Below are 20889 nucleotides of genomic sequence, written 5' to 3'. Positions count from 1 at the left end.
CACCTCTTATTTTGCTCAATTTATCCCATAAAAAAAGCCTCTCAATTGAGAGGCTTTTTCCGTTGGTCTACAAGGACTCGAACCTTGAAAGACTGCACCAAAAACAGTTGTGTTACCATTACACCATAGACCACTAAATGCCGCTAAGCGAGTGCAAACTTAAAACTTTTTTTTAGTTTATGCAAACTCTTGGTTTTTTTTTATTTCAATCAATAGCTTATTTTTTTTCATAAACTAATTTCATAAAAAAAGCCTCTCAATTGAGAGGCTTTTCCGTTGGTCTACAAGGACTCGAACCTTGAAAGACTGCACCAAAAACAGTTGTGTTACCATTACACCATAGACCAATACAGCGGTTAAGCGAGTGCAAATTTAAAGCTTTTTTTAGTTTACGCAAACTTTTTCCCAGAAAAAAATCGATTTTTTTTCATTTTTTTTCTTCTGTACCGCCAATAAAACCGCAAGATCCTAAAAAACAATGCGTTAGTTTGTACTAATACTTTTGCAGAATTTTTTGTTAATGCTCGTTTCTTTAAACAAAAAAACATTTTCTTTGTAGGATAGAAAACAATCAAAATTTTAACACCTAAATATGGCACAATTCAATTTCAATAAATGGAATACAATTATTGGTTGGTTTGCATTTGCAATCGCTTTAATCACCTACACCTTAACCGTCGAACCTACTATGAGCTTTTGGGATTGTGGCGAGTATATCGCTACAGCGGCTAAACTAGAAGTCGGACACCCACCAGGAGCACCTTTATACCAAATGATGGGCGCCTTCTTTGCCATGTTTGCCACAGACAACCAGCATGTAGCTTTAATGGTTAATATGATGTCTGTTTTCTCAAGCGCCTTTACTATTTTATTTATGTTTTGGTCTTCTTCGATGATCTTAAAAAAAATAGTAGCACGTTTTGCTCCAATTGATCAAAACAATTCAGTGGCTATTCTAGGAAGTTCTTTTGTAGGAGCTCTCGCTTATACCTTCTCTGATAGTTTTTGGTTTAATGCTGTTGAAGCAGAAGTTTACGCCATGGCCTCCCTTTTGATCGCCTTGCTTTTCTGGCTTGGACTACGTTGGGAACAAGACATGGACCAACCAAAAGGAAACAAATGGTTATTAATCATCTCCCTAGTAGTAGGACTTTCTTTTGGAGTTCACTTCATGGCACTATTGACCATCCCCTCTATAGGCTTTCTATATTACTTTAAACACTACCAAACCGTTACCATCAAAAACTTTATTATCGCCAATTTGGTCGTAATTGGAGTTTTGTTATTTATTTTCATCTTACTATTACCATTAACCATGGCTTTCTTTGGTAAAACGGAAATATTTATGGTAAACAGCATGGGACTTCCTTTTAATTCAGGAACCATATTTGTGGCTTTAGTACTGATTGCTTTCTTTTATTTTGGATTAAAATACACCAAACAAAAAGGATTAATTTTCTACAACACAATTATTCTTTGTATCTTATTTATCTTCATTGGTTTCTCAACTTGGATGATGCTACCTGTTCGTGCTAACGCTAATACAGTAATCAACGAAAACAAACCTTCCGATGCTATTGAAGTTCTCGCTTATTATAATCGTGAACAGTATGGTGTAAACCCATTGTTTTACGGTCCTCAATACACTGAAGTTTTCGCAGGATTGGATTCAAAAACACCCTATTTAGACAAAAAACCAAACTACGAAAGAGATTATAAAACAGGTAAATACATCATTACCAACAACTATAAAAACGCTAGTCAAAACTCAGACGACAATCAAAAAGCGTTTTTACCTAGAATGTGGAGTACCGAAACTGGACACATTCAAAACTACATTAGTTTTACAAACCCTCCACATTTCAGAATAAACCCAAATTACGATTACGAGCAAGACTTAGGAAAATACGGCATTGACCCTAGTCAATTAAGCGAAGACGAATACAATAGAGCCACTGCACAATTGCGCAACGAGGTGGAAAAAACCATTTCTGAATTCAAAAAAGCCTACGCTCAAAAACAAATCGACAACGAAGGTTACGTAAAATTCCTAAAGAGTTATGGTGATTATTTAATCATCGAAAAACCAAGCACTGTTGACAATTTCAGCTATATGTTCCAATTCCAATTCGGTTATATGTATTGGAGATATTTGATGTGGAATTTTGTGGGTCGCCAAAATGATGTTCAAGGAAAATATGACAATTTAGACGGAAACTGGATCAGCGGAATCAAAGCCCTTGACTCTTTACACCTAGGTTCTCAAGACAACTTACCTTCAGATGTTCTAAACAACAAAGGTAGAAATGCTTATTATTTCTTACCTTTCATCTTAGGACTTATTGGAATAATGTACCATGCCAACAAAGACCTTAAAAGCTTTTATGTCCTTTTAGCACTGTTCCTTTTTACAGGAATAGCCCTGAAAATATACCTAAACGAAAGACCTTTTGAACCTCGTGAAAGAGATTACGCCCTTGTAGGATCCTTCTATGTCTTTGCCATTTGGATCGGCTTTGGAGTGTACTCTATATACGAAAGCATCCAAAAATACATTACCCCTAAACTTGCCGGACCTATTGTCATAGCGGCATCTCTATTGGCTGCTCCTGTATTAATGGCTTCTCAAAACTGGGACGACCACGACCGATCTGACAAATACACAGCCGTAGCAATGGCTAAAGCTTATTTGAATTCTTGTGACAAAAATGCTATTTTATTTACCATTGGGGACAACGATACCTTCCCATTATGGTATGCACAAGAGATTGAAAACATCAGAACTGACGTTAAAATCGTCAACACTAGCTTGTTCATGACCGATTGGTATATTGACCAAATGAAGTCTAAGGCTTATGAATCTGATCCGCTACCCATTTCTTTTACACACGACGAATATGTGGGGGATAAACTCGACTATGTAGCATACATCCCAAAAATAAAAACACGCTGGGACATTAAAGATCTTCTTAGTTTTATCAAAAATCCAAAATCAACAGTGGAAATGAACAATGGACAAACCATTCATTTTTATCCAACTAACAAAATCAGGATTCCTATTGACAAAAACACCATTATCCAAAACAAAGTAGTCAATCCAAAATACAATGACTCTATAGTACCTTATATGGACATTGACATTAAAGGAAACGCCATTTACAAAAATCGTTTGATGATGCTGGACATCTTAGCCAACAACAATTGGAAAAGACCTATGTACTTTAGCGGAGGTGCTTTTGATGACGAAGACTATTTGTGGTTAAAAGATTACTTGCAATTAGATGGAATGGTTTACAAATTAGTACCCATTAGAAACACTCCTTCGAAAGATGGCGGACCAATGGATATGGGACAAATTGATGCAGACAAAATGTACAGCATCGTGATGGCCTGGGATTGGGGTAATAGTAACGGAAATATTTATCACGATCCTGAAACCAGAAGAAACAGTATTACATACCGTACTAACCTATCTCGTTTGATGAATCAGCTAATCGCTGAAGGCAAAATAGCCAAAGCTAAAAATGTCATCAATTTAGCGATCACCAAAATGCCATTGGACAAGTATGGTTACTATTCACTAGTAGAACCTTTTACCGATGGCTATTATAAAGTTGGAGAGCCAGCAAAAGCGCGTGAATTACTCAATAAGTTGGTTCAAAAATACAAAGAAGAACTTAACTATTACGCTACTTTAACCCCGGCAGATCAAACAGACTTGGCTATGGATATTATTACCGATATCGAACGCTACAGAAGTCTATTAAAAGTGATGCAAATGCACGATCAAAGCTTTTACAACAATCACAAAGTGACCTTCAACACTTACGTTAATGTTTTCGAGCGTTTCGGAAGAGAGAAAGAATAATATACGAAAAATATAGTTATTAAAAAAATGCAGCCCTATTTGATAAATAGCGCTGCATTTTTTAATTTTACCTATCACTAAAGAATCATCCAGATGAGCTTTTATTGGGTAAAAACGAATTCCTTCATTAAAACGGTGTTTTCTAAATATTGCTGGGACATCCCCAACAACGAAAAGAAAATATACCTCACGTTTGATGATGGCCCTACTCCAGAAATTACGGATTGGGTTTTAACTGAATTGAAAAAATTTGATGCCAAAGCAACCTTTTTTTGCATTGGAAAAAACATTAAGGCCAATTTATCATTATTCGAAAAGCTCATAACCGAAGGACACTCCATAGGAAATCATACCATGAACCATGTCAATGGATGGAAAAGCCAAACCACGGATTATATTGAAAATGTAAAAAGCTGTGCTGCTATACTAGCAGAAGAAAAAATATCGGACATCTTATTATTTCGTCCTCCTTACGGAAAAATTAAAAAGGAGCAATCCAAAATTCTGAGAAATTTAGGTTATAAAATAATAATGTGGGATGTTTTAAGCGCAGACTTTGATCAGAATATTACGCCTGAGAAATGTCTTGAAAACGTCACTAAAAATGTAAAATCAGGAAGTGTAATTGTATTTCATGACAGCGTGAAAGCATCGCAAAACTTAAAGTTTGCGTTACCTAAGACCCTTCGCTTTTTAAAAGAAAATGGATTTACTTTTGATATCATCACGAAATAACATCAAAAAACAGGAGCATTGTTATATATTAAAGACCAAATTGCTCCTGAACGATTCCAATAATGGTATTGGCGTCCAGTTCACCTGATTGTCTCCAAATCATTTGTCCCTCTTTATAAATCATCAACGTAGGAAGTCCTTTTATACGTAAGGCTTCTGCTAGTTCTTGATTTTTATCCACATCAATTTTGATGACTTTGGCTTTATCACCAAGCGCAGCAGCAACATCCTTAATAACAGGATGCATAGAAATTGACGATTCGTTCCAATCTGTGTAAAAATCAATTAACACAGGAACTTGAGCATTTATTAGTTCTCCAAATTTTGACATAAAACCAAAAAATTAAATTTTTAAATCTACTAAAAAGAGATAAATATTCTACAAATGTAGCATTTTTAACGAATTAAGCCACATGCTTACCTTTTTTTAGTTCAATGACTGTTATTTCAGGCATAATACCTACTCTCCCAGGATAAGCATGAAAACCAAAGCCACGGTTAACATAAACATAGCGGCCCACATTTTCATACAATCCAGCCCATTGTTTGTACACATATTGTGCCAAACTCCACTTAAAATAACCCGGAATTTCAATTCCGAACTGCATACCATGCGTATGTCCACATAAGGTTAAGTGAAAGTTTTTAGGATGGTTTTTTATTTCATACTCCCAATGACTAGGATCATGACTCATTAAAACTTTAAAGTCCTTCTGATCGACGTGTTGTGATGCCTTATTTAAGTCTCCCGCTTTTTTAAAGTTATTACCCCAATTTTCAACTCCAATTAAGGCAATCTTATCTTCTCCCTTTTGAATGTAAATATGCTCATTTAATAGCAATTTAAACCCTATTTGACCGTAAAGATTTTTGATCCCTTGGAAATTTTCCTCTTTTTCTTGTTCCGATGGCCAAGTAACATACTCCCCATAATCGTGATTTCCTAGCACTGAAAATTTCCCGTATTTGTAGTCTTTCATTCTATTGAATGTTTCCAACCAAGGATGCATCTCTTTAGCGTGCGTATTGACAATATCCCCTGTAAACAAAATCATATCGGACTCTTGTTCATTAATCAGATCAATGGCATAGTTTATCTTTTCATGATTATCAAAACTCCCACTGTGAACATCGGAGATTTGCGTAATTTTAAAGCCGTCAAAGGCCTCTGGCAAATCAGGAAAAAACACCGTTTGCTTGATCACTTTAAAGTTATATTTTCCTTCAAAAATACCATAAATCAAAGATAAAAAAGGTACAGCCGCCAAACCTAAACCGAGCTGGCTAACAAATTTTCTTCTGGAAGGAATCACAGAGGTAGTATTGGCATTATCTATAAAATAATTCACCGCCCCAGCTCCTAACCTAAATACATCTTCCCCGAGTAAAACAAGAGTAATCACAATTTTTGGCACATACACCAGCAACATCAAGCCCATCGTAAACATGGTTTGCTTGGTCTGTCCCACTGAACGATCAAAAAGCGTAAAAGAGTATACAATAAAAACCAGAAGCAATAAGCTAATGAGTTGATAACTGATCAAAGCCCATCTCATTTTAATTAAGGCACGAATGGCTTGATAGGAATAGAACTCAATAAATAAAAAAAGAGCACAAAGAATTACAAAACGGATGATCATTACGTATAGTTTTAGGCAAAGTAACAAAGAATGAAAATTCTAAAGCTTTTTATTATCAAAAATTTAACTCAAATAAGCACAAAAAGCTGATCGATTTCTCTCTCAGCTTTTTTCACTATCCAATTTTTCAAAATCCTTTATAACCAACTATATAGTTTATAAAAAAACTGCTGTTGTCTTATTTTTTAACCTTGGCAACCTCTGGTTTCACCATGGCTACTTTCTTAGCTGCTTTATCTGTTTTTTTGTCTTTTTTTGCCACTTTGGCTTCTTTAACTGGAGTAGACTGAGCTGGAGTGTTTTGTGCATTTACCATAGCTGTAGTTCCTAAAACGGCTACTGCCAACATAACTAATTTTTTCATGATTGTTCTTTTTATGATTGTTACTATTTTCTTTATTTCACCTCAAAGATATAGGGGCTAAATGAAGATCAAATGAAGAACGAACCACTGAAATGAAATTAACAATTAATTGTTTTTTACAAACCCAGGCAACAAAAGTGTAAAGCTAGTCCCTTGATGGATCTGCGAAGTCACACTGATTTCAATATGATGAAAAGAAGCAATGCTCTTGGCTATAGCAAGCCCCAGGCCTTGACCATCCTGATCCGAACTAATTCTAGCGAATCTACTAAATATACGTTCTAGTTGCCAGGCGTCCATACCGATACCCGAATCGGTTATGGAGATAAAATAATGTTCCTCCATAAACCCATCCGCAACCATAATCTCCCCTTTTTGCTTGTTGTATTTTATGGCGTTGATCACCAAATTATAAATCAATATATGAAGCAGTGTTTTATTCCCTTTGAAAATCAAATCATGCTGCATTTGATTGATCAACTGAATTTCTTTGTCGTCGATTCGATCTTGGAGATCCACTTGCAGATCCGTCACGATTTCTCGAAAATCGACATCCTCATTAGCCTGATACTGATTGTTTTCAATTCTAGAAATCAACAATAGGTTATTGATGATTTTCTTGAGCATATCTAAAGTCTTAAGCGAACTGGCAATTTTATCCACTGCACTATCGTTCAAAGAATCGTTCTGTAGTAAATTTTCAAATTTATTTTTCAGTAGGGCAATGGGGGTCAGTAGTTCGTGTGAAACGTTCGATATGAACTGCTTTTCTTTTTTAAAAAGCTCCGCAATTCGATCCATCATCTGATTCAATACAAAATCAAGCTCTCTAAAATCCTGTGACCAAGCCTTAATCGGTGTGTGATCAAAAGCCTCTGGCTCATTGACACGCCGAATTTTAGTATCGATAATTTTATAAAAAGGTTTGAGTAAATATTCTATATACACCGTATCGGCTAAAAAAGTGATCAACAGTATGACCACAAAAACGATGATAATAAAAAATCGAATAATAAAGGTCAGATCATTTACCTCGCTCAGACTACTGCCTATTTCTAGTTGATAACCTTGATTTTCAAAAGTAAAATAATACTCCAAAATCCGATACTCATTTTCTTCCCCCTCGATATTACGCAACTCATTACTAAATACTGCTTTTTTTTGTTGGGGTCTAATGGCCGCTCTTGAAAGCACTAAAAACTCACTGTGCAATGAGGAAAATTGTGAATAGGTCTCCGTAGAATCAGCTGAATTTTCAATAAATTCATTGATTTCCTTTCGATCCAAGTGATCGATGAATTTTTTCTTTTTTTCCAGCAGTCCATTATTAATGTGCCTGTACACCACATTTTGAACCAAAATAGGCAACATCAACCACAAAATTAAAATCACCAACAATCGTGTCAGTGCATTAAAAATAGCCAATTGATGCTTTATCTTCACGCTGCTTTTATTTATTCATTAATACGATAACCCACATTCCGAACCGTTTCAAACCAACTAATATCAGTATGTTTATCTAGTTTTTTTCGAAGATTGCGAACGTGCACATCAATAAAATTCGAATCTGAATTCACCTCAAGAATATCTCCCCAAATATGCTCGGTCAATTGCAATCGGGTAATGACTCGGTTTTTATTCAGTACCAAATACTGAAAAATATCAAACTCTTTCTTGGTTAAATTAATCGGAATCTCATTATAATGCACTTTGTAGTCTTGCAATTGTAATATAAACCCATGAACCACTAAATCATTTACTGTAAATCCGTGCATTCTTCGAATGACAGCAAACAATCGCGCACTAAGTTCTGTTAAAGCAAAAGGTTTTGTCAAATAATCATCCGCTCCTAAATCCAAACCATTTATTCTATCGTCTAATTCCCCACGAGCTGTAATGATGATCACAGCCATTTTCGATTTTGTTTTACGAACCGCTTTCAATACTTCAAAACCATCTCCGTCCGGCAAGCCAAGATCCAACAACATTGCATCATAATCATTACTACTGACTTCTTCAAGAGCATCGTTGCAATTATGCGCTATTTTACATACATACCCCGCATTACACAAAAAATCAAAAACTTCTACAGCGAGTTCTTTATTATCTTCCACAATCAAAATGTTCATACCTCAGGATTTTAGTGCTCCTAAATTTAAGCAATTATAAAAAGTCACGTTAGCGATTACTAAAAAAATTAACAAATCAAAAAAAGCTGATAAATTTCTTTACCAGCTTTCCTTTGTCAACATTTGCATAATAACCATTCTTGTTTTCCATTACGTCAAAAAACAAAACAAAAATAATTTTTATTTTTTCACATTAGCTGCCTCTGTTTTAGAAGTGGCACTTTTTTCTTCTTTGGCTTTTTTAACCGCTTTGTGTCTCGGATGTTTTACTCTAAGTTCTTTTGCAGGGGTTGCTTTTACGGGAACTGGAGCTGCACTTACCATTACACTTGTCCCTAAAACTGCTACTAGTAACATTACTACATTTTTCATGACTTGATAATTTAAATTAATAACCTTTTATTTATATCCTATTTTCTAACTATTTCATTGGAGCAGCTTCCGCTTTCGGAGCTACATTTTTTTCTGCTTTCATTTTTTTAACCATTTTGTGTTTCGGGTGTTTGGTTGCTTTTACTTCTTTTACCGCAGTGGCTGAAGTTGGAGTGGTTTGGGCATTTACCATTGCTGTAGTTCCCAAAACTGCTACTAATAACATTAACAAATTTCTCATGATTTCTACTATTTTAATTAATACCTCTTATTTTATAGATCAAATGTACCCCTGTAATATGAAGACAAGATGAAGATACTCCCCTGTTCCAAAAATTTAACTCCTCCTTAACAATAACCCCCTAAAAGGCTCTTTACGACTTACATAAAAAACACTAAACCCTCCCATCATTATAGCTCATCTTATCTCAAGGCCCAACAAAGAGGCACACTCTCACTACTCTACTTCAATGAACTTATTTTACTTCCCTACTAAAAAAACAGCTCACTTTAAATTTGCGTTTATTTTTGAGAACCGAATCATTTTTAAAACCCAATTGATTATTTTTACAGACTAATATTTTTTTTATGTCAACTCAAAAACGTCTTTTTCTTCTCGATGCATATGCCTTAATTTTTCGTGGTTATTATGCCTTCATAAAAAACCCTAGAATCAACTCTAAAGGAATGGATACATCAGCCATCATGGGTTTTATGAATTCGCTATTAGATGTTATTAAACGTGAAAAACCAGATCATTTAGCCGTTGCTTTTGATAAAGGCGGCAGCCAACTGCGCAACGACATATTTCCTGAATACAAAGCCAATCGCGATGTAACACCAGAAGCCATCAAAATAGCTGTACCTTATATACAAGAATTATTAAAGGCCATGCACATTCCTATTATAGAAGTCTCGGGCTTTGAAGCCGATGATTTAATAGGTACCATTGCCAAACAAGCTGAGAAAGAAAACTACCAGGTTTTCATGGTCACTCCTGATAAGGATTTTGCCCAATTGGTCTCAGAAAACATCTTCATGTACAAACCTGCTCGTATGGGTAACGGAATCGAAATTTGGGGAGTTCCTGAGGTATTGGCTAAATTTGAAATTGAACGCCCAGAACAAGTAATTGATTTTCTGGGTATGATGGGGGATGCAGCCGATAATATCCCTGGACTTCCTGGAGTTGGAGAAGTAACCGCCAAAAAACTTTTAAAAGAATATGGCAGCATGGAAAATCTTTTAGCCAATACCGATAAGCTAAAAGGAAAAATGAAAGAGAATATCGAAGCCAATAAAGAAAAAGGATTACTCTCTAAAACCTTAGCAACCATTCTTTTGGACTGCCCAGTAACCTTTAACGAAACGGATTATGAATTAACTCGTCCTGATATCGAAAAAACCGATGCTATTTTTAATGAATTAGAATTCAGAAGAATGGCAGAACAGTTTGATAATTTATTTAAAACCGATAGCACTCCAGCTGCTTCAACAGCATCGGATGCCAAATTGTACAAAAAACCGCAACCCAAAAACGATGATCAATTTGATCTTTTTGGAGGTGGAAGCAGCGATGAAAATCCAGAAGCAACCAAAACGTCTTTCTATAGTGCACTTGAAAACACGCCTCACTCCTACCAAGCCATTCAAGGTGACTTAGGAATAAAACTGCTTTTGGGAAATTTACAAAAGCAAACTTCTGTTTGTTTTGACACGGAAACCACCGGTTTAGATGCTTTGCATGCTGAATTAGTAGGTATTGCCTTTTCTTATGAAAAAGGAAAAGGTTTCTTTGTACCCTTCCCAGAAAATCAAGAAGAAGCGCAATTGCTAATGACTAAATTCATTCCCTTTTTTGAGAATGAAAACATTGAAAAAGTCGGTCAGAATTTAAAATACGATTTGAAGATTCTTGCCAACTATGGCGTTACTGTAAAAGGAAAACTTTTCGATACCATGATTGCGCATTATTTGATCAATCCAGATATGCGTCACAATATGGATATCTTATCGGAAACCTATTTAAAATATGCGCCAAAACCTATTGAAGATTTGATTGGTAAAAAAGGAAAGAATCAAATCACGATGCGTGATGTAGCCCTTGAGGAAATCAAAGAATACGCCGTCGAAGATGCTGATGTAACTTTACAATTAAAAGAAATTTTCACCACGGAATTAGACAAAACCGAAACGAAAAAGTTGTTTGATGAAATCGAAATCCCGCTTGTGAGCGTTTTAGCAGCCATGGAAACAGAAGGAATCCGTTTAGATGTGGACTTTCTAAATACCATGTCTAAAGAAATGGATATTGAGATTAAAGCCTTAGAACAAAAAATATACGAGACTGCTGGAGAGAAGTTCAATTTAGCCTCTCCAAAACAACTAGGTGACATCTTATTTGACAAAATGAAAATTGGCGGAGCCAAACAAAAGAAAACCAAAACAGGACAATACGCTACTGGAGAAGAAGTACTGACCTATTTGGCCAATGATAATCCCATCGTAAAAGAAATCCTGGATTGGCGTCAAATGGTTAAGCTTCAAAGTACTTATATTCTAGCCTTACCAGAACAAGTAGACAAAAAGACCCTGCGTGTTCATACCGATTATATGCAAACTGTTGCTGCCACTGGTCGTTTGAGCTCGAACAATCCCAATTTACAGAACATTCCCATTCGTACCGAAAGAGGTCGCCAGATTCGTAAAGCATTTGTAGCTCGCGATGAAAATCACACCCTGATTTCTGCGGATTACTCTCAAATTGAATTGAGAATAATTGCCGCTTTAAGTGGGGAAGAAAATATGATTAAAGCTTTCCAAAACAAAGAAGACATTCACAAAGCAACAGCCGCTAAAGTTTTTGATGTTCCTTTAGAAGAAGTCACACGCGAACAGAGAAGTAACGCCAAAACAGTAAACTTTGGAATTATATACGGTGTATCCGCTTTTGGATTAAGTAATCAAACCTCTTTATCTCGTAGCGAAAGTGCTGCTTTGATTGAAGCCTATTACAAAACGTATCCAAGACTTAAATCATTTATACAAGAACAAATAGAATTCGCACGCGAAAAAGGTTATGTGCAAACGATTTTAGGTCGTCGTCGTTATTTAAAAGACATCAACTCCGCCAATGCTGTGGTACGTAGTGCGGCCGAGCGAAATGCTGTAAACGCCCCTATTCAAGGAAGTGCTGCCGATGTGATTAAAATTGCCATGATCAACATCCATAAAAAATTAAAAGAAGAAAACTGGAAATCAAAAATGCTGCTTCAAGTTCATGATGAGCTTGTGTTTGATGTACACAACGATGAGCTAGAGAAAATTCAACCGATGATCAAACACGAAATGGAGAATGCCTTTATAATGGCTGTTCCTTTGGATGTAGAATTAGGTATGGGTCAAAATTGGTTGGAAGCGCATTAATACTAACCACCATTTTCTTAAAGAATACAAAGAACACCCGCAAGGGTGTCTTACAAAAAAAGAAGTAAAAAAAAAGTCTATTCGCATGAATAGACTTTTTTTGTTATTTAGATTTTCTGGTAGACTCTCGTTCTTTCAATTTTGTTTTGATAACGATGGTTTCATAATCGGAGGTTTCTCCCTCTTTTTCTTCTAATCGTTTGATCAAACGTTTTGCTGCCACTTCTCCAATTTCTATTCCGTGTTGACTCACTGTGGTCAAACTTGGTGACAAACGTCTAGAGGCTAAAATTCCATCGGCAAAACCAATAATCGAAATATCTTCTGGTACTTTATATCCATTTTTCAAACTAGCTCGTAAAGCGGCTACTGAATCATTTTCATCCAAGGCAAAAATAGCATCAATCTTATGATCAAAAATTCCTTCGATTTTTTTCTTCATTTCCGCTTCAGAATTCGTACGAAGAATAATATTCTCATTTACAACAATATTATTATCTGCCAACGCTTTTAAATAACCATCCGCTCTTAATTTCCCAACACTTAAATTATCTACTGAAGAAATCAAAGCTATGTGCTTGCATCCTAAATTGATCAAATGCTGTGTGGAGTTTAAAGCCGAATCAAAATCATCTACTACTACTTTATCACATTCCACTTCATCCGCAATACGATCAAACATGACAATTGGCGTTCCGTCATTAATAATAGCAGAAAAATGGCTATAATCTTGTAATTGCTGCGCTTCTTCAGAAACCGAAAGAATAAATCCGTCAATGGTTCCATTGCTCAACATTTCAAGGGTATGAATTTCTTTCTCTAAAGATTCATTAGAAATACACGTAATTACATTATATCCTTTTTTATCGGCTACTTTTTCGATACCACTAAAAACCTTAGCAAAAAAGGAATTTAATATATTCGGTATAATTACTCCAATTGTTTTGGTTTTACGATTCTTCAGATTCAGACCAATAACGTTTGGTTTATAATTTTTGAGTTTGGCATACTCCTTAATCTTCACCTTCGTTTGCTCACTAATTTCAGGGCTATCATTCAATGCCTTCGAAACTGTCGATACAGAAACACCTAGTTCTTTCGCAATTTGTTTTAGAGTTGCTTTAGCTTTCATTTAAAAATAATTTATGTAATTAATACAAATATACTAGAATTACTGAAATTAAAACAAAAAACACGCAATCCTATTTCAAATTACAACCCAATTTTTAAAATACAAATAAAAGACACCATTTTTTAAAACCGTAAGTCCTAAAATTTCGTTAATACCTTAATACATGTTATTAACCTTTATAAAGAACTAGATTATGAAAAACGAAGTTAAAATTCATGAAGTTGATCCTTCATTGAATAACAGAAGGAGCTTTCTTAAGCTCAGCGGTTTAACATTGGTAACAGCTGGTTTGGTTATGGCTGGTTGCAGTGATAATGATAATGACGATGATATGCCAGACAATAGCTTACCTGGAATCCGAAATGGTGTATTCGACTTAGGATCTGGAGATTTTGGCGTACTCACCTATGCATACGCCCTGGAACAATTAGAAGCAGACTTTTACACTAAAGTGGTTAATGCATCCAACTTTAATGCTATTTTTAACGATATCGAACGTCAGGTTTTAACTGACTTATATCATCACGAAGTCATTCACAGAGATTTTTTCAAAGCGGCCTTAACCGGAGCACTTCCTGACCCCAACTCACAACTACTACCCTCCTTAGCTTTTAACTATGGCGCTATGAATTTCAATAGCCGCAACGAAGTTTTGGCTACTTCAAAAGCATTAGAGGACACCGGAGTGGCGGCATATAATGGCGCTGGAAAATTACTTAAAAGCCCAGACTACTTATTATTAGCTGGGAAAATTGTGTCCGTAGAAGCCAGACACGCTTCCGCTATTAGGAGCTTAATTAACCCCAATTCAAGTGACTTTGCGGGCGATGATATTGTAAGCGCATCCACCGGATTAGATGTCGCCAAAGACCCCTCAAAAATTCTAGCTGTCGCTGGAGGCTTTATCACCACCAAATTCACTGCCCAATACTTACCTTAATCCTAACCAGTTAAAACTTAGAAATTATGAATATTTTAAAATTTATAGAAACCTTTACCGATGATAGCCTAATGAGAAGCACCGGTTCTCGAAGAGAAAGTTTTAATCAGTTTGGAAACATTGGGAAAAATTTAGCCCTAGCCTCCATTCCTTTTGGACTATCCACCTTTGCCAACAAAGCATTAGCCAAAGACATCACCGCTACACCAGCCACACCTATAGGCGCTTTGCAATTTGCCTTGACCTTAGAATACCTTGAAAAAGAATTTTACGCCATGGCTTTAGATTCTGGGGTCATTCCGGCCTTAGAGAATGGCGGCCGTGATTTAAAAGTTTTTCAACAAATAGCAGCACACGAAGCCGATCACGTTACTTTTTTAATAGCAGGCTTAGGCGGTACCATGAGCGCTAACTTTGTTCCCAAACCCACTTTTGACTTTACTGTGGGAGGTGCATTTGATCCTTTTAACGACTATCCCACCTTTTTAGCACTAGCACAAGCCTTCGAAGATACAGGTGTTAGAGCTTACAAGGGTCAGGCAGCAAACTTAATGAGCACACCCGACTTATTGACCGCTGCGCTACAAATTCATTCTGTAGAAGCACGTCATGCTTCTGAGGTAAGAAGACTTCGCGGACTAAAAGGATGGATTTCTAATAACGAAAGAGGTGCCGGAATGCCCGCCGCAACACAAGCCGTCTACGATGGTGAGGGTGTCACCATGCAAGCCGGATACAACACTTCCAGCTTATTTGGAGCTGCCGCTGGATCAGAAGCTTATGACGAACCATTAAACACACAACAAGTTGTAGACATCGCTAATTTGTTTATTGTTTAACAAAACAACAGCCAAAAGAGAGTCCCCTTCGCGTTATTGTGATGGGGATTTTTTTTATTCTTTTAAATAAAAAAGGGACCCCCTGATTTTCAGCATATAAAATAATCTTTTCAGGTATTTGGTTTTAAAATAATTAATTGTACTTTTGCATCCCCTTTATTGGGGATGGAATGTTTAATTAAAATAATATTATGGACGCATTAAGCTACAAAACAGTTTCAGCTAACAAAACCACTATTACTAAAGAGTGGATTGTAGTAGACGCTGAAGGTCATAACTTAGGTCGTCTTGCTTCAAAGGTTGCTATGATCTTAAGAGGTAAGTACAAACCAAGTTACACACCGCACGTTGACTGTGGAGATAACGTAATTGTTATCAACTCAGAAAAAATTAACCTTACAGGTACAAAAATGAATGACAAAATTTACATGCGTCATACAGGTTACCCAGGAGGACAAAGAACTTTAACTGCTAAAGTATTGCAATCTAAAAACCCTGCATTATTAGTAGAAAAAGCTGTAAAAGGAATGTTACCTAAAAACAAATTAGGAGCTGAACTTTTTAGAAATCTAAATGTTGTTGTAGGATCTGAGCACAAACAAGGAGCTCAAAAACCTAGAACTGTTAACCTAAACGATCTTAAGTAATGGGAGTTATTCACAAAATCGGTAGAAGAAAAACCGCTGTTGCACGTGTATATGTTTCTGAAGGAACAGGTAAAATCACTGTAAACAAAAAAGAATTCGCAACTTACTTTCCAACTGCAACTTTACAATACAAAGTTTTACAACCAATGTCTATGACAGAAAATGTAACTAACTTTGATGTTAAAGTAAACGTTTACGGAGGTGGTTCAACTGGTCAAGCAGAAGCTGTAAGAATGGCATTAGCACGTGTTATGTGTGAAGTAAATGCTGAAAACAGAGCTATCTTGAAACCAGAAGGTTTATTAACAAGAGATCCAAGAATGGTTGAACGTAAGAAATTCGGTCAGAAGAAAGCTCGTAAGAGATTCCAATTCTCTAAACGTTAATATTACCTGTCTTGTTCAATTTGGACAAGGCATACTCAATTATTTATTGAAATTAAAAAACACAGTTGTTGTTGCTCTCCTACCGAGGTAGGAAATAGTTTAGCATCTAAATGTATAAAGCCAGGGAAACCGCCATTTATACATTGCTAATCAACAGAACGTAAACTAGTACAAAAATGGCAAACAAAATAGAAGTAAAAGACTTACTAGAAGCAGGTGTTCACTTTGGACACATGACTAGAAAATGGGACCCAAACATGGCTCCTTACATTTATATGGAGCGTAATGGTATTCACATTATCAATCTATATAAAACTGCAGCAAAAATTGAAGAGGCTAGTGAAGCCATGAAAAAAATTGCAGCATCAGGTAGAAAAATTTTATTCGTAGCTACCAAAAAACAAGCAAAAGACATCGTTGCTGAAAAAGCAAAAGCTGCAAACATGCCTTACATCACTGAAAGATGGCCTGGTGGAATGCTAACTAACTTTGTTACTATCAGAAAGGCAGTTAAAAAAATGTCTTCTATTGATAAAATGAAGAAAGATGGTACTTTCATGACGTTATCTAAAAAAGAGCGTTTGCAAGTTGATCGTCTACGTGCGAAATTAGAGAAAAACTTAGGTTCAATTGCGGATATGTCTAGACTACCTGCAGCATTGTTCGTAGTAGATATCAAAGCTGAACACATCGCAATAAAAGAAGCACAAAAATTAAACATTCCAGTTTTCGCAATGGTTGATACGAATTCTGACCCAAGAGAGGTTGATTACGTTATTCCTGCAAATGATGATGCTTCTAAATCAATTGACAAAATTTTATCTTTAGTAACTGCTGCTGTAATCGAAGGTCTTTCTGACAGAGGTTCTGAAAAGGAAACTGAAGCTACTGCTGTAGAAGCTGCTCCTGCTGTTGAAGCTGCTGCACCTGCTGTAGAAGCTGCTGCACCTGCTGCACCTGCAACTGAAGAATAAATAAACATTTAAATTCCAAGTTTAAATTCCAAAATCCAAAAAATAATTAAAAACATTATGTTGTTAATTTAATAAACTTGGAATTTGGAATTTAAGGCTTGGAATTTTTACTTTTAACATTAAAATTCAAAATATTATGGCAACAATTACTGCTGCAGACGTAAATAAATTAAGACAAACTACAGGTGCCGGAATGATGGACTGTAAAAAAGCTTTAGTTGAAGCTGAAGGAGATTTCGATAAAGCTATACAAAACCTTAGAGAAAAAGGACAAAAAGTTGCTGCTAACCGTTCTGACCGTGAGTCTTCTGAAGGAGCTGCTGTTTCTTTTATTAATGCTGACAAAACTAAAGGAGCTATCATCACTTTAAACTGCGAAACAGATTTCGTAGGTAAAAATGAAGCTTTCGTAACTTTAGCTAAAGAATTAGTAGAAAGAGCTATTAACTTCTCTTCTAAAGAAGAATTTTTAGCTTCAGATTTCAACGGAATGACTGTTGCTGAAAAATTAATCGAGCAAACTGGTGTTATCGGTGAAAAAATCGAAATCGGTGGTTTTGAAATCTTAGAAGGCGCTTTCGTTGGATCTTATGTTCACGTTAACAAAATTGCTGCATTAACTGCAATTTCTGCTGCAATTCCTAATGCTGACGTTTTAACTAAAGATGTTTCTATGCAAGTTGCTTCTATGGGAGCTGATACATTATCTTACAAAGATTTTGATCCTGCTTTCGTTGAATCTGAACTTGCTGCTCGTATTGCTGTAATCGAAAAAGATAATGAAGAAGCAAAACGTTTAGGAAAAACTTTAAAAAATGTTCCTAAATATATTTCTTTCTCTCAATTAACTGAAGAAGTTATAAAACAAGCTGAAGAAGATGCTAAAGCTGAATTAAAAGCGGAAGGTAAACCAGAACAAATTTGGGACAAAATTATTCCAGGAAAAGTTCAACGTTTCATCTCTGACAATACTACTTTAGATCAAGAAAAAGCATTACTAGACCAAAACTTCATCAAAGATGACAGTAAAAAAGTTGGTGATTATGTTAAAGGATTCAACGTTGAAATTACAGGTTTCAAAAGAGTTACTTTAGGTTAATATATTATTTTTTCAATATAAAAAAGCCCGAATTTAAAAATTCGGGCTTTTTTCATTTTATACTATTGCTTAGTTTTTCTTTTCTATTGGAAAATTCCTAGCACGCATTAAAGCATCCGATTGAGGCGCTCTCCCTCTAAAATTCTCATAGGCTTTTTCCTGATCTACAGTATTTCCTACACTAAAAATAGTATCGTAAAGACGTTTGGCTACTTTTTTGTCATAAGGTCCTTTTCCTTCTAAAAAGGCTTCGTAAGCGTCCGCATTGATCACATCTGCCCACAAATAACTATAATATCCAGCTGCATATCCATCACTGGAGAATATATGTCCAAATTGCGGAATACGGTGACGCATTACAATTTCAGACGGCATATGAAGTGCATCTAAGGTTTGTTTTTCAAATTGATGAGGATCAATAGTCTCTGTAGCCAAATGAAGCTTCATATCTATCAAAGAACTAGAAATAGTCTCAACCGTAGCAAAACCTTCGCCAAAATTAGCTGCTTTCTCAATTCGCTCCACTAAGGATTGTGGCAATGGTTGATTGGTCTTATAGTGCAAAGCAAATTTATTCAATACCTCTGGAGTCGCTAACCAATGCTCTAACAATTGAGATGGAAACTCTACATAATCTCTAGCGACATTTGTTCCTGACAAACTCGGATAGGTTACATTTGAACACAAACCGTGTAAGGCATGACCAAATTCATGAAACAAAGTAGTAGCATCTTCCCATGAAATCAAAACAGGCTCATTTGCCGTTCCTTTAATAAAGTTGCAGTTATTCGACACTATAGTCAAAACATTTCCATCTAGTTTTTGCTGATCACGATACGCATTCATCCAAGCACCTGAACGTTTTCCAGCACGTGCATACGGATCAAAATACCATAATCCCACTACCTTTCCAGTACTTTTATTACTTACTTCCCAAACACGCACATCGGCATGGTACACAGGAACATTGGTCACTTGCTTGAAGCTTAAATCAAACAACTCACCGGCTACCCAAAACATACCTTCGCGTAAGTTTTCCAATTGCAAATAAGGCTTCACCTCATTTTGATCTAAGTCATATTTAGCCTTTCTTACTTTTTCAGCATAATAGCGATAATCCCAAGGTTGAATCTTAAAGTTACCACCCTCAGCATCTACTATTTTTTGCATTTCAGCCACATCTTGATGTACCTTCTCTACAGCAGGCTTCCAAACGGACTCCATTAATACTAAAGTTTTATTAGGATCTTTGGCCATCTTATTAGACAGACTCCAATGAGCGAAAGAAGGAAAACCTAACAATTTGGCTTTCTCTGTACGCAATTGCAAAATAGATACCAGTGTTGTATTATTGTCGTTTGCATTGCCATTATCACCTCGTTTGACAAAAATATCAAAGGCTTTTTCTCTTAACTCTCTACGGTTTGAAAAGGTTAAAAACGGCTCAATAGACGAACGTGTATTGGCTACACAACCCATCACATCTAACTTCCTGTCTTTTGCCTCGGCCATAGCCGCATTTTTAACTTCAGGCGGCAAACCATCAAAGTCTGCTTCTGTTTTCAAAGCAACGTATTGATTGTTCTCTTCTGCTAATAGATTTTGGCTAAAACGCGTAAAAAGCGTAGCTAATTCTTGGTTTATTTTAGCTACTTTTTCTTTCTTCACATTATCCAATCGAGCACCTTCACGTACAAAATCAGTATAATAAAGCCAAATTAAACGTTGCTGCTCACTGTTGAGTTTTTTACTTTCTTTTGCATTATACAAGGTTTCAATTCTACTAAATAATTTCTTATTCTGAAATACCTTATCATTTAGCTCTGATAACTTAGGAGACATTTTTGTTTCCACTTCATCAAATTCAGGAGTACTTAGGTTAGACCCATAAATACCGTAGGCGGTATAAATTCTAGCCATCGCTTTACCTGATCGTTCTAAAGCCGCAATGGTATTGTCAAAAGTCGGTGCTTTTGGGTTGTTTACAATAGCATCGATTTCACTAAGCTTCTCTTGAATAGCAAATTGAATTGCTGGTTCAAAATTGGAGACCTTGTATTGGTTAAAAGCAGGGACTCCTCCGTAAGGACCGCTCCATTTTTGAAGCAAAGGATTATCCGATTTGGTTTGGGCATCAGCCGCAAGAAAAGTTGTTCCCATGAGAAAAATTGTAATTAATTTTTTCATTATCATTAATTTGATTTAAAATAAACAAAACGTATTATTGTTTCAAATGTAACCAAAATTCACTAATTGGAATAAAAATTTAACTTTCGAATCCGCATCACTATGCTCTTTTAATTTAAAATTACCCGCTATAAGTTATAGAGAAATAACC

Annotated in this window: 18 protein-coding genes and 2 tRNA genes; 9 read left to right on the top strand and 11 right to left on the bottom strand. The window is 35.9% G+C overall.

The annotated features are described in order from the left end of the window. Nucleotides 1-62 precede the first annotated feature (62 nt). Both AC51AA_RS15530 and AC51AA_RS15525 read right to left on the bottom strand, forming a co-directional pair. Nucleotides 63-133, bottom strand: a tRNA-Gln gene (locus AC51AA_RS15530). A 143-nt stretch (nucleotides 134-276) separates the two neighbouring features. Then, nucleotides 277-347 (bottom strand) — tRNA-Gln (locus tag AC51AA_RS15525). A gap of 245 nt (nucleotides 348-592) precedes the next feature. On the opposite strand from AC51AA_RS15525, the gene AC51AA_RS15520 reads away from it, so the two are divergent. Both AC51AA_RS15520 and AC51AA_RS15515 read left to right on the top strand, forming a co-directional pair. Beyond that, nucleotides 593-3868: a glycosyltransferase family 117 protein gene (locus AC51AA_RS15520; RefSeq protein ID WP_500703130.1), complete on the top strand. Its 3276-nt coding sequence runs from the start codon at nucleotides 593-595 to the stop codon at nucleotides 3866-3868. Nucleotides 3869-3961: 93 nt separating this feature from the next. Continuing rightward, nucleotides 3962-4603: a polysaccharide deacetylase family protein gene (locus tag AC51AA_RS15515; protein WP_500703129.1), complete on the top strand. Its 642-nt coding sequence runs from the start codon at nucleotides 3962-3964 to the stop codon at nucleotides 4601-4603. Between the two features lie 28 nt (nucleotides 4604-4631). On the opposite strand, the gene AC51AA_RS15510 is transcribed toward AC51AA_RS15515, so the two are convergent. The 7 genes from AC51AA_RS15510 to AC51AA_RS15480 form a co-directional block, all read right to left on the bottom strand. Then, a complete protein-coding gene (locus AC51AA_RS15510) occupies nucleotides 4632-4934 on the bottom strand; it encodes a thioredoxin family protein (RefSeq protein ID WP_500703128.1) in 303 nt (100 codons plus the stop codon). Nucleotides 4935-5007: 73 nt separating this feature from the next. Continuing rightward, the gene (locus tag AC51AA_RS15505; RefSeq protein ID WP_500703127.1) at nucleotides 5008-6243 is read right to left on the bottom strand and encodes a metallophosphoesterase; all 1236 of its coding nucleotides are present in this window, start codon (nucleotides 6241-6243) and stop codon (nucleotides 5008-5010) included. 178 nt (nucleotides 6244-6421) lie between these two features. Beyond that, nucleotides 6422-6607: a hypothetical protein gene (locus tag AC51AA_RS15500; protein WP_500703126.1), complete on the bottom strand. Its 186-nt coding sequence runs from the start codon at nucleotides 6605-6607 to the stop codon at nucleotides 6422-6424. 105 nt (nucleotides 6608-6712) lie between these two features. Then, the gene (locus AC51AA_RS15495; protein ID WP_500703125.1) at nucleotides 6713-8050 is read right to left on the bottom strand and encodes a sensor histidine kinase; all 1338 of its coding nucleotides are present in this window, start codon (nucleotides 8048-8050) and stop codon (nucleotides 6713-6715) included. An 11-nt stretch (nucleotides 8051-8061) separates the two neighbouring features. Continuing rightward, complete coding sequence (locus tag AC51AA_RS15490; protein ID WP_500703124.1) at nucleotides 8062-8736, bottom strand: response regulator transcription factor; 675 nt, start codon at nucleotides 8734-8736, stop codon at nucleotides 8062-8064. Nucleotides 8737-8916: 180 nt separating this feature from the next. Continuing rightward, nucleotides 8917-9108 carry a hypothetical protein gene (locus tag AC51AA_RS15485; RefSeq protein ID WP_500703123.1) on the bottom strand — a complete coding sequence of 64 codons (192 nt, stop codon included), beginning with the start codon at nucleotides 9106-9108 and terminating at the stop codon, nucleotides 8917-8919. Nucleotides 9109-9157: 49 nt separating this feature from the next. Then, nucleotides 9158-9349 (bottom strand): hypothetical protein, encoded by a 192-nt coding sequence (locus tag AC51AA_RS15480; protein ID WP_500703122.1) that lies wholly within the window; start codon nucleotides 9347-9349, stop codon nucleotides 9158-9160. A 347-nt stretch (nucleotides 9350-9696) separates the two neighbouring features. Here AC51AA_RS15480 and polA point away from each other — a divergent pair, with 347 nt between their 5' ends. Next, the gene (polA, locus tag AC51AA_RS15475) at nucleotides 9697-12534 is read left to right on the top strand and encodes a DNA polymerase I (protein WP_500703121.1); all 2838 of its coding nucleotides are present in this window, start codon (nucleotides 9697-9699) and stop codon (nucleotides 12532-12534) included. A gap of 103 nt (nucleotides 12535-12637) precedes the next feature. On the opposite strand, the gene AC51AA_RS15470 is transcribed toward polA, so the two are convergent. Beyond that, on the bottom strand, nucleotides 12638-13666 hold the full coding sequence (locus tag AC51AA_RS15470) for a LacI family DNA-binding transcriptional regulator (RefSeq protein WP_500703120.1): 1029 nt from the start codon (nucleotides 13664-13666) through the stop codon (nucleotides 12638-12640). A gap of 193 nt (nucleotides 13667-13859) precedes the next feature. Between AC51AA_RS15470 and AC51AA_RS15465 the strand changes: the two genes are divergently transcribed. From AC51AA_RS15465 to tsf, 6 genes are all read left to right on the top strand, one after another. Beyond that, a complete protein-coding gene (locus tag AC51AA_RS15465) occupies nucleotides 13860-14606 on the top strand; it encodes a ferritin-like domain-containing protein (protein WP_500703119.1) in 747 nt (248 codons plus the stop codon). Between the two features lie 26 nt (nucleotides 14607-14632). Then, a complete protein-coding gene (locus AC51AA_RS15460) occupies nucleotides 14633-15445 on the top strand; it encodes a ferritin-like domain-containing protein (protein ID WP_500703118.1) in 813 nt (270 codons plus the stop codon). Nucleotides 15446-15636: 191 nt separating this feature from the next. Beyond that, a complete protein-coding gene (rplM, locus tag AC51AA_RS15455; protein WP_500703117.1) occupies nucleotides 15637-16092 on the top strand; it encodes a 50S ribosomal protein L13 in 456 nt (151 codons plus the stop codon). Further along, nucleotides 16092-16478 carry a 30S ribosomal protein S9 gene (rpsI, locus tag AC51AA_RS15450; RefSeq protein WP_428230164.1) on the top strand — a complete coding sequence of 129 codons (387 nt, stop codon included), beginning with the start codon at nucleotides 16092-16094 and terminating at the stop codon, nucleotides 16476-16478. The genes rplM and rpsI overlap by 1 nt, the downstream gene beginning before the upstream one ends. Before the next feature lie 176 nt (nucleotides 16479-16654). Beyond that, complete coding sequence (gene rpsB / locus AC51AA_RS15445) at nucleotides 16655-17452, top strand: 30S ribosomal protein S2 (RefSeq protein WP_500703116.1); 798 nt, start codon at nucleotides 16655-16657, stop codon at nucleotides 17450-17452. Between the two features lie 136 nt (nucleotides 17453-17588). Continuing rightward, a complete protein-coding gene (gene tsf, locus AC51AA_RS15440) occupies nucleotides 17589-18551 on the top strand; it encodes a translation elongation factor Ts (protein ID WP_500703115.1) in 963 nt (320 codons plus the stop codon). Between the two features lie 69 nt (nucleotides 18552-18620). Here the strand turns inward: tsf and AC51AA_RS15435 are convergent, their stop codons facing one another. Then, a complete protein-coding gene (locus tag AC51AA_RS15435; RefSeq protein ID WP_500703114.1) occupies nucleotides 18621-20738 on the bottom strand; it encodes a M3 family metallopeptidase in 2118 nt (705 codons plus the stop codon). Between the last annotated feature and the right edge of the window lie 151 nt (nucleotides 20739-20889).

Source organism: Flavobacterium sp. OHVDL-2026-0007 (genome assembly GCF_059882335.1).
Note: the sequence above shows the minus strand (reverse complement) of the source record. Positions and strands in the feature narration are given on the sequence as shown.